This window comes from Cupriavidus sp. YR651, assembly GCF_900101625.1.
Taxonomy (GTDB): domain Bacteria; phylum Pseudomonadota; class Gammaproteobacteria; order Burkholderiales; family Burkholderiaceae; genus Cupriavidus.
The window spans coordinates 143,987-153,758 of sequence record NZ_FMYZ01000012.1 but is presented as its reverse complement, the minus strand read 5'-3'; the positions used below and the strand labels follow the sequence as shown (position 1 = coordinate 153,758).

The 9,772-nt window shown below is 60.5% G+C and carries 8 protein-coding genes; 1 reads left to right on the top strand and 7 read right to left on the bottom strand.

The genetic code is table 11. The features are described 5' to 3' along the window. Both BLR29_RS25800 and BLR29_RS25795 read right to left on the bottom strand, forming a co-directional pair. On the bottom strand, window positions 1–599 hold a 599-nt coding region (locus tag BLR29_RS25800), incomplete at its 3' end, for a serine/threonine protein kinase (RefSeq protein ID WP_176861061.1). Window positions 600–825: 226 nt separating this feature from the next. After that, complete coding sequence (locus tag BLR29_RS25795) at window positions 826–1,239, bottom strand: winged helix-turn-helix transcriptional regulator (protein ID WP_092140964.1); 414 nt, start codon at window positions 1,237–1,239, stop codon at window positions 826–828. Window positions 1,240–1,436: 197 nt separating this feature from the next. On the opposite strand from BLR29_RS25795, the gene BLR29_RS25790 reads away from it, so the two are divergent. Continuing rightward, the gene (locus tag BLR29_RS25790) at window positions 1,437–2,444 is read left to right on the top strand and encodes a zinc-dependent alcohol dehydrogenase family protein (protein WP_092140962.1); all 1,008 of its coding nucleotides are present in this window, start codon (window positions 1,437–1,439) and stop codon (window positions 2,442–2,444) included. 31 nt (window positions 2,445–2,475) lie between these two features. Here BLR29_RS25790 and BLR29_RS25785 read toward each other — a convergent pair whose 3' ends face one another. The 5 genes from BLR29_RS25785 to BLR29_RS25765 all read right to left on the bottom strand — a co-directional run bounded on the left by BLR29_RS25785 (window position 2,476) and on the right by BLR29_RS25765 (window position 9,598). Beyond that, window positions 2,476–2,700: a hypothetical protein gene (locus BLR29_RS25785; protein WP_092140960.1), complete on the bottom strand. Its 225-nt coding sequence runs from the start codon at window positions 2,698–2,700 to the stop codon at window positions 2,476–2,478. A gap of 442 nt (window positions 2,701–3,142) precedes the next feature. After that, window positions 3,143–6,238 carry a CHAT domain-containing protein gene (locus tag BLR29_RS25780; RefSeq protein ID WP_092140958.1) on the bottom strand — a complete coding sequence of 1,032 codons (3,096 nt, stop codon included), beginning with the start codon at window positions 6,236–6,238 and terminating at the stop codon, window positions 3,143–3,145. A gap of 57 nt (window positions 6,239–6,295) precedes the next feature. Then, complete coding sequence (locus tag BLR29_RS25775; RefSeq protein WP_092140956.1) at window positions 6,296–6,652, bottom strand: GYD domain-containing protein; 357 nt, start codon at window positions 6,650–6,652, stop codon at window positions 6,296–6,298. A gap of 2 nt (window positions 6,653–6,654) precedes the next feature. Beyond that, window positions 6,655–8,316 carry a hypothetical protein gene (locus tag BLR29_RS25770; RefSeq protein WP_092140954.1) on the bottom strand — a complete coding sequence of 554 codons (1,662 nt, stop codon included), beginning with the start codon at window positions 8,314–8,316 and terminating at the stop codon, window positions 6,655–6,657. Window positions 8,317–8,344: 28 nt separating this feature from the next. Continuing rightward, a complete protein-coding gene (locus BLR29_RS25765) occupies window positions 8,345–9,598 on the bottom strand; it encodes a CHAT domain-containing protein (protein ID WP_092140952.1) in 1,254 nt (417 codons plus the stop codon). Window positions 9,599–9,772 lie beyond the last annotated feature (174 nt).

Below are 9,772 nucleotides of genomic sequence, written 5' to 3'. Positions count from 1 at the left end.
AGGTCGCTGCGCGAATCGATGGAGCGATTCATCCGCCCGGTCTGTTCGGGCGCCATGTAGGCGAGCGTGCCGGCGATGGTCTCGGGCGGCTCGGGCGCCTGGTGTTCGCGCGGCAGCCGCGAGGCGATGCCGAAGCCGGTGAGTCGCACCCGCCCGTCCGTGCAGTTCACGAGGATATGGGCGGGCTTGAGGTCCTTATGGACGAGGCCGCGCTCATGGAGCTGGCCCAGCGCCGCCGCAATGCCAACGGCAAAGCGCAAGACAATTCCCACCTCCATGGGCGCGCCGAGCTGCCACTCGAGCGGCTCGCCGCCCGGATCCTCAAGCACCAGGAAGGACCGGCCGTCTTCGCTCGGAAGGTCTAGCGGCCGCGCCGCCCACGCGCTATCGAGCAAATCCTTCAGTCTGAATTCGTGAGCGATGCGATCCAGGCTGGCGGACGATGGATGGTCGGCGGCGGGGCGGACAATCAGGACGTTGTCGGCGCCGCTGCCATTGTCCGGGCGCCGGCCTCGGCAGAAGACGCGCTCGCCGTCCTCCCACAAGATCTGAAGGCTTAGGCTGTTCCCGTCGATGCTGAAACCATGTGAAGGGTTCATCCTGCATTCTGCTGTAGGGTGCTGCCCTTCGCTTGGTGAAGAGGGCGCTACATGGGTCCGCCACAATCGGCCAGGATGCGCTCAGAAAGCCATCTGCATCGTGGCGTTTCCGCAGCATTGGCGCTGCGAAAGCTGGCGTCTAATCAGAATACACCGCGACCACCGCAGCGCCATCGGGATTATGGCTGACACGGCGCTCGCCAACAGCGAGGGCTGAGCGTGCCTCTCAGGCGGCTTGGCCGGTTGCGTCCGTGCGGCGCCGGCGCGTGCCCGCCGTCTTCGCCTCTGCCGCGTCCGGCGCGACGTCGTTCGTCCGACGCGCCTGATAGGACTCGCCCCATTCCCTGAGGCTGATCAGCACCGGTGCGAGCGTCGCACCGAACGGCGTCAGCTCGTACTCCACCTTCGGCGGCACCTGCGGATAGACATGGCGCGCCACGATGCCATCTGCCTCCAGTTCGCGCAGTTGCAGCGTCAGCATGCGTTGCGTCGTGTTCGGCAACAGGCGCGTAAGCTCCATGAATCGCTTCTTCTCATGCATCAGATGAAACAGGATCACCGGCTTCCACAACCCGCCGATGACGGAGAGCGTGACTTCGACGGCGCAGCCGCTCCTGCTATCCAGGCGTTTCGGTCGCATGGTTTTATACCTACATGATTGATAGTACCGGCGGTAATTGTACGTTCTTGCGATATTCGATGCGCGACCGGACAATCATGACGTGGGCGCGGTCCTGCCGCGACCTTGCGCACGTAGCAACGCGCGCGATTGCTTCTTTCGGCGCCATGCCACATCACGCATGGGCGCCCGTCCATCGACCATCAGGAGTTGCCTCGATGAAAGCCATTACCTTGCGCCAGCCTGCCGGACTGGAAAACCTCAAACACGTGGATCTCGCCGATCCCGGTGCGCCGGCGCCGGGCGAAATCCGCGTGCGCATCCACGCGAGCTCGCTCAACTTCCATGACCTGGGTGTCGTCATGGGACGCCTGCGCACCGATGACGGTCGGATTCCGATGTCGGATGGCGCGGGCGTTGTCGAAGCGATCGGCGACGGGGTGACCGAATTCGCGGTCGGCGACGCGGTCGTGTCGACGTTCTTTCCCAACTGGCTCGACGGCGGCCCGACGCTCGCCGATTTTTCGACGACGCCGGGCGACGGTGTCGATGGGTACGCGCGCGAGATCGTCGTGCGCCCCACGCAATGGTTCACGCACGCGCCGCGAGGCTACAGCCACGCGGAGGCCGCGACGTTGACCACCGCGGGCCTGACCGCGTGGCGTGCGCTGGTTGTCGACGACGCGCTGAAGGCTGGCGACACCGTCCTCGTTCAGGGCACGGGGGGCGTCTCGATCTTCGCGCTGCAGTTTGCGAAGCAGATGGGTGCGACGGTGATTGCAACGTCGTCGTCCGACGACAAACTGGAGAAGGCCCGCGCGCTCGGGGCCGATCACCTGATCAACTACAAGCGCGATACCGACTGGGCCGCGAAGGTGCTCGAATTCACGAACGGTCGCGGCGTCGACAATGTTGTCGAAGTTGGCGGTCCGGAGACGCTCGGCCAGTCGATCCGGGCCTGCCGGATCGGCGGCCATATCGCGCTGATCGGCGTACTAACCGGCATTGCCGGGCAGGTGCCGACCGGTGACCTGATGCGCCGTCAGCAGAAGCTGCAGGGGCTGATTGTCGGCAATCGCCGGCATCAGGTCGACATGATCCGCGCGATCGACGCAAACGGCATCAAGCCTGTGATCGACCGCACGTTTGCGCTCGACGAGATTGCCGATGCGTTCCGCCACCAGGCGGCAGGCAAGCATTTCGGCAAGGTCTGCCTGTCTGTTTGAAAGCGGACGCGGCTGCTTGGGCAACTACGTCTTACATGTTGACATTGTTGCCAGGCTGCGGGACAGGGGTGAAATAGTCTTTCAGGCTTGGAGAATGAGGGGGCGTGCCACGCACGCCGCCAACCGCCCCTGCAATCGCCCCGCCCATCATGGCGGCACCAAGGGAGAAGTTGGTGCCGCCATGGATGGCGCTCAACCGTTCAGCGCTCAACGCCTGGCAAGCGACGAGATCTCGGATCAGCAGGGTGGAAAGCATGTTTGGCCTCATGGGTTCGTGTCACGGGATGCGAGCCATCAACTTTGCTCGTATCCCAATACCGCACGGACTGTGCCATGACCGGTTGTGCCGGGAATAACGCCCCTGCCGGCCGGGCGCCAACGGTTCGGCACTCAGAAGTCGGGGTGAGGCATCCTTCTGTGAGAGCTGTGTTGGGGCCTGACCAAGATCGAGGCGCGAGCGACAGAAGCTCTTGCCGGCTACGTCGGGGGTGTCGAGATGCTGCGCGCCAACCTCAGGGATGCTGTCGCAATTGTGCGCGAAGAAGAACAGCGCCCCGACGTTATCACCTCATCGAACCGGCCGAAGTGCTAGCGGCCTGAAACCGACAATGGACGCCTCCACCGCCTGATGCAGCCCGGCACGCAAGGCGAGGAGTAGGCCAACGAGCCGTGGTACTAGCCAGCGGCCGCACTGCAATCTACCTCAGTCCAGGAAGGATCATAGTATCCGCATCGCAGTACATGGCATAAAGAAGCCCCAATGGATTTCGGTGTCGCTCGAGAAATTCGCGTCGTAGCTCAAGCACTGTACTTCCCAATGGCATGCCGGCTAGAAAACGATCAAAAAAACGCTCTGCCCATTCGCGCGCAAACAGCACCGGTGTTTTGCACTCCGTACCAATTACTCCCCGGGCCCCTTGGTCGATGAAATAAGGCACGAAACCGTCGTAGAACATCGGTGACATTTCGGCCGATTCACAGGCATTGATGAACACCAGCGGATTACCGGCCAGCGGGGCTTCCCGTTGCGTGCGGAGACTCAAATCGTCCAGCGTTAGCGATTTTCCGATCAGCGCCAAGCTCGATGCGCCCGGGCCGCCGGGCTCGGTTAGCCCCCTGGAGACCGCATGGCAATAGAAATAGAGGATCTGGTCTGGCGTCTGTGCATCACGCAGTGCCGTGACGAGGGCATCGGATGTTGTGCGGGCAGTCACCTGCAAACCGCTACGTGCCGCGCGGTCTGCCCAATACGCCTGCTGTGACTTTACGAAATCTCCATTGAACTGAATGTCGATGTTAGGGTCAACGTTCAGGCTGACGCTGAGCTGCGGCGCGTTGCTGACAATCTCTGGATCAGTAACTGTCATCGGATTCTGAAATGGCATGTGCTCGACGATATGCCGCATGCCGAGGAAGTTGTTCCAGTCGAGCGGCACGTCTCCGCTAGCGTCGCCCATGTACAGGATCGACCAGGGAATCGGCATTGTCTTGGCAACGATCTGGATTCTGAGGGGCCGCCTTGGACTCGTGGCAAGCCGTCGCAACACCTTGCCCATTGCGCGCACGTCCTCACCGGCTCCCGGTCCCTCGAACAGCCGCCTCATCAGAAGCGCTCCGGCGCGCGCCATGACCTGTAAAGCGGTTTGATTGGCCTGCTCTGGAATGTCAATGCCGCACTGAAACGGATATCTGCCCTGCGTGTCACGCTGCATTACCACGCTCAACAGTTCCGCACGCGCGCTCATGACGGCGCTCTCGAGCCGCTCGCGCGTGATTGGCAGGCGCACACAGGTCGCCACCGCCCCGCACATTACACACTCGTAGTCATTTTCAGGGCTAGGACGTATCTGCAGGCTGAGATCGCGCGGCTGCAGTACAGCGATGGAGTCCATGCTCCTCCCTCGCGTGGCGACTTCTGCTGTCGTACCTGGCTGTCCAACGGTGAACGTCAGATCTATCTGCTGGATGAACTGCCCGTCCTTCAGAATCGTGGCCTTCATGCAACACGGACCGCTTTTGAGCGGCGACACGTCGAAGCGTGCCTTGGTGACGCTCTTACCAGTGCGCGGCAGACGGATCTGCCCGATGTGACCCGACACGTCGAAGTCCTCCGTATCGATCTGTACCGTGAGGACGATCTGCCGGTCATCCGGACCGAACAATTCTCGCGTCTGGATCGGCTTGGCAGCGGAGGCCGTGCTTCGCTGCATGAGATCGACATCGAAAGCGAGTGTGTACCATTCTCCTCGCTCGAGGGTCGCATCCGCATGGAGTTCGTCAAATTCGGCGTTGATCCATCGCGATGGCTCCTGCGTCGCGTCGCGCGCAGGCGCGGACGTAGGCATGGGTGCGGTCGGGAGCGATGCAGGAGGATCGTCGCCTCCCAGCAGTCCGCCGCTGAAATCGGTTGGCGCTTCCCAGCTTCGAGTGCCCGCGCTTCTGATACTGGCCTGATTAGCTATGCTGGCGATGGCGGCAGCCCAGAATGCATGGGCCACCTCTGAGTGGGCAATATCACTGTGCGCGCCAGATAGGCCGCTGCCATTTTTGATGACTTCGCTCGCCTCGAGATTGAACACGCGTCCTTCACTGAAATCGTACGGTATATAGGCTTGCGCGATCAGCATGTTAACGGTGGCGGACTCGCCTTGAATGCCGAAGGCGCCAATGCCGCCATACTTCGGCAGTTCGTCGCCAAGCAGGAACTCTCCCTTGACGGTGACGCCCAGCGGATAAAACTTGCCCAGAGCGGTGTCATGCTTCGAGCGCGTAGTAACCAGCGGCCCCTGAACCAAATCCTGCTCGAGAATGCGCCTGAAGTAGCCTGGTGTGCCAGGGGCGTATGGTACGTCTTTCGCGTACGCCCACAGCGACAATGCCCCTTGCACCAGGAACAGCGAATCCACGGGGCGACGCAGCCTAGGCATACCAGAACCGCCCGCGATCATGCCTGAGACCACGATGCAGCCGAAGCTATGCCCCATCAGATGGAAGTGGGCTCGCGGCCCCGCATCCTGCATCGCGTTCAGTAATGCATGCGCGCCCGTCTCGCCGAACATGCGTGCGCGGTCCTTCATCTTCGAGAATGAAAGCTGACGCAAAGGAGCGAGGATCGCATCCCGGATTGCGTCTCCAACGCCCAGCACCTGGGTCGTTTGACCGCTGCCGACGGCCGCTTCGCTCGATGCAGACTGTGTAAGGATTTCCTGAGGGTCGAAGCCATCCTGATCCGCACCCGGTCGCCCGGCGGCGCTGCCTGTACGCAATCCGGAAGCATCGAACACGGCAGCGAAGTCCGCCTCGATGGAGGGAGGCAACTTCAAGGTACCCGCCGTGTCCGCATAATCGAGAATGCGGCAGATGGCGGCAAGCGTTTCGGGCCTGTCATTAAGTTGTAACGCTAGCGCGCGCGCGTCTGCATCGTGATCGGCCGACAACACCCCCGCATCATCGGGTACAAAGTCTTCGATGCCCCAAGGCAGGCTCGGCCAGTGCAGGCCAATGAGCAGCGGATGAAAGCCTGCACGGCGCCTGGCCATGTCACGTCGATCGGCATCACATGCCGCCATGGCGCCAATCCAGTCATCATACTGCGCGATCGCCGCCGGCACATCGCCTTGCCAGCCGTGACTAGCTACGAACACATCGGTCACTGGCTCCGTCTGGCCTGCCAGGCGAGCGCGAATCAAATCACTGAGCCGCGTGCCGTCAGCCTCGAAGCGCTCCTGCCCAGTCTCATCGAACAGGATCAGGAAGTATTCGATGTCTGTGCCAGGAATCCGTTGAATCGGCATATCCCCTCCCACTTGCCGCTAAGGTGGTCTGGCATAAATTCCCCATCTACCCATCTGTCAGCGTGCGACCGAGTATGCGGTCTGCGATGGCTCACCATCGGCTTTGAACAAAATTTCGTTGCCGGACAGCATGGCTTGAAGTCCTTCCTCGGCGGAGAACAATGGCGTGGTCCGCACTGTTAGTATCCGTCCCTGCGCCACGATCGTCATCAGTGCTGCCATCGCGGCCTTGTTGTCCGGATACTCCGAGATGGCAACGCCATCGAAATCCCCGAAGCAATAGAAGAACGAGTGCAAGGTGCCGCCGAACGCTTCAGTGGCTATACGTACGATCTCTGCCCTGTCCTGCGGCGTCTGCAGCATCTGCTTGACTTGTTGATCCTTGTAGCGCCATTGGTGCAGATACATTGGCATGTTCAGCCTCCCATGGATTGCCGTACCGGTTCGGCCTGAAGGTCTGGTGTTCGGGAGACCATGGTGACAGACCTCCGCACGACGGCACGGACAGCCTCGGATCGGATGGTTTCGGGAACCACGGACCCAAGCACGGCGCCAAAGACATAGCTCACGATGGCGCGCACTTCCAAATCATTGAAGACGTTTACGCCTCTGTACCATGTAATGGCCACGGCGATCAACGTCAGACCGGCCCATACTGCACCAAGCGTCAGGGCGTCCATCACTCGCCTGACACGCGCTGAATTTACTTGCAGCCAACGATGGTCCTGGACCAGCCAGGCCATAGCAGCAGCGGTGGCAACAGGCCCGGGTAGAAATGCGACGGACTCATGCAGGCGTTTCAGTGCACCGGCCCACCGTCCGGTATAGACGTCGCCGTGCCATCCACCGAATACGATCGCACCGGCCACCAAATTGATGATCAGACTGATCAACAGTGCACAGACAGCAGCGCAGATCACGAATTTCACCGGCGTTTGCGCGCGAAGTCCTCCGCTGGCGAATGCCCAGTGAAGCTTCGGTACCACAGCTACGCTAATAGCACAGAAGACGATCAGCGTAATGACCACCACGCGCGCGTGCGTCGGCATTGAACTTCCCTGAGGCCCGAGCAAAAGGAAGAAGATCAGTAGGCCGAGATACAAAATTGCTGCGGCGACACCTAGTACCTTGTAGCCCTCGCCGCCCGGTGGATGTTCCATGACAAAGCCGAGATCGCGAAATCGCGCGAACCGTCTCTCGGAGGAGATGGTGGAAGCAGACGCACAGCGCGCTACCATCAGGCAAGCTTCGTGATGAAAAGCGCGAATTTCCTCGCGTCGCTCCGAAATCAACGCACCGGCAATCTTCCTGATGGTATTGTCGACAGTGAGCGTCAGCGATGTCTCCTCATCCTCCGACTGACGCACATCCTCCATCCCACTCTTCATCCCCGCAGCCACACAAAACCCTCGGATTTCGCCAAGGTGCTCGAGCACGGCATACGTTCGGACCAGATTGACAGTCAACGATTCGAAACGATTGCGCAGCACGGAAACATCGTTTTGCGCCTCCCGCATGAAAGGAGCATACTGCGGGTCGTCAATCCATCCACTCAGCCGCACGAACAGGGCCGCGGCGCGGCGCAGCCGCTCGTTAGTCTCTGCAACCGGAGGCATCCAATCTTCATCGACATCGATGTCGATGCCGCGTGTCCGCAGCATGTCACGCGTGTCAGCATCCAGAGTCGCGTCGATCTCGAATTCGGCGCCATGAAGCGCCTTGGCCAGCCGATGCGCATAGGTGGGACTATGGGCCAGCCGGCATCGCAGGGTATGCAGCCATGCCGCAACCGGGCGTATGGTCGGCAGCAAGAGCGTGATCGCCAACGCCAGCCAGACAGGGGACAACACCTCCTCCGGCCCCACGTCAGCAATAAGGTCGACGGCGCCCCTGAGAATCAGGTAAATCAAGAGATACATCAGGACGTAGGTCACGACGAACACGGCAGCGGCGAGATGAAACCGCGTAAAGCTTGTGAAGCTACGGACCCAACCGGGACGGGCGAACAGCTGCCTAGCATACAAGGCTGCCAGCCCTGCGGCCAGGATAAGAGAGAATATCCAGAAAGGGTCCGCCATGATCAGACTCCAACGCGCGGGCAGCGCGCTACGCGAATAGCTTCCGCAACTCTTCCCGCGCCGATTTGCGCTTGGTAGCGAGTGGCACCGAAGACGATCTCGTCTTCGTGGGAGAAGCGGATTGCGTAGCGACCTCCGGGAATAGCGCAGTGGTGGACTCGGCTCGCGTAAATAACACGGGGATTCCCCAGTCGAGCTCCACTCTGCTGCGCATGGCACGGCGCGCATAGGTCAGGGCATATTCGGGGGTCTTTCCTTGGCCTAATGCGCGATAAAACTCGCTGGAAAAGTATGATGCCGAGCCATTGGCAATCGGAAACTGCATGGCCACCGCCAGCGGAATCCCGGCGCGCACCATGTCAGCACCGATGCTTGAAAAGGATCCGCCACGGCCACTTTCGCAACAGTTAAGCACCACAAGGCGCACTTGATTGTTGAGCGCCAGCGCCAGGCGCTCAGCCGAAACCCTCTCCGCTTCGCCGAACTCATTTTGCATGACGATGAATCCGTTCGTCCTCACGGTGCCCTGCCGATCGGGGAGGCAGATGTCCGTACCACCATGTCCGATGAAATGGAAGACATGGGCGTTGCTTCCAAGCATCGCGACTCGCAGATCATCGATGGTCGTGCCATCGAGCCAGGTGAAACTCACCAGGTCCTTTGGCACATCTTCCAATGCCTTCTCGATGAGACGCCGTTCCTGTTCGATATCAATGGCGAGATCCTTGTCGTCGGTCGGGTTGCAGATCATGCCGGCAATCCGGAGCGGCCGCTTGATAGCCGGCATTTGGTGCTGCTTGCCCTGCAGGAAGCGCACCAGCGGTGATCTGAACTGCATGCAGATATAGTTGTGCGCGCCGTTGTCCGCTTGATCCGATTCGTCGAAGATGTACTCCCACGGCAGCATGGCCAGTTCAGGCGATTCGACGCTCAGTTTCAACCTCAAACCCTCTACATCAGGTTTTGATTGAACCAGGTCGATGCTCTTGCTGTATTTCTCGGCGATCGAATAGCCGCGCCTGAAAACAGTACTGAACACTGCGCTGCCGAAATCCCGCAGGCGTTGTTCCGAAGCGGACATGGGGCCCCTGCTGTTCGCGCTCTTTCGCGCTTCGGCTATGGCCTTGCCTAGCAAGCTCACCAGTTCATCATTGATTTCATAGGGCCACTGCAAGACCTCCCGTCCGGATGAACCCGCTGGCGAATTTCTCACTTCCGCAATGTACTGATCCCCGGATTTCCAAATCTGAAGGTCAAAGTCAACGTACTTGGGCTTTTGCATGACGCCCCCTCCCGCGAACCGTCCTTGCTTGTCCTCGACAGCGCTGTTTGAATTGCGCCGCGTTGCCGTGACGGCGGTCGCACTATAAATTCTTTCCCGGACTTTGGAGTGCCTTGATGGCAAAAAATAAGCGAAGGCAGACGGCTGCAATGTTATGAGTGGCGTCCCAACGGC